Raw genomic sequence first — 559 nt, 5'->3', positions numbered from 1 at the left:
AATAGCTAGAGTTTCGTTGGGCTTGAAAAGCCAACAATGAAACTCCTGTTGAACGGAACCGATTACATGTCCGTCCACTATGGGTTTTTCGTAAAGGTTTTATAAGATATTTTAAGAGGATTAGTTGTCCTCTTTTTTTTGAAGTGTATTGCTTGGTTTTTTATCGTGTTTTCCTTCACTATTGGTCACAAGTTCCCTTACCCGTATAATTAGTTTTTACAGGAACTTGAATTTTGGCTATCGCCAAGATACCACTGAGGCGGTCCTCGTTTGTCAAAAATTAGAATCGTATGCAAGTTGCCCGTTTTGCAACATTGGCATTTTCTGATTTTAGTGGCTCTAGCTGTTTTGACAGTAGGTTGCACTTGGAGTTTTGCTTGCAATACACCTAGCTTTTGCCGTTTCCAAGTGCTGCTCAAAAATCCGTAATGCCGTATTTTCACAAATCCTTTGGGCAAAATATGCATGGCAAACCGACGAATAAACTCCTGATGCGTCAGGATCATCTGCTTTTTAAATCCATTTTGTTTGTAATCTTTGTAATCAAAAGTCACATTTT

At 38.3% G+C, this 559-nt stretch carries 1 protein-coding gene; it reads right to left on the bottom strand.

Features of this window, described 5'->3' with window-relative positions:
- Nucleotides 1-209: 209 nt before the first annotated feature.
- Nucleotides 210-559: transposase (locus tag AAGV28_RS15410; RefSeq protein ID WP_373407642.1), on the bottom strand; the 350-nt coding region annotated here is incomplete at its 5' end.

This window comes from Flavobacterium zubiriense, from assembly GCF_041729725.1.
Taxonomy (GTDB): domain Bacteria; phylum Bacteroidota; class Bacteroidia; order Flavobacteriales; family Flavobacteriaceae; genus Flavobacterium; species Flavobacterium zubiriense.
The sequence above is the reverse complement of the archived record's forward strand: the minus strand, read 5'-3'. Positions and strand labels throughout refer to the sequence as shown.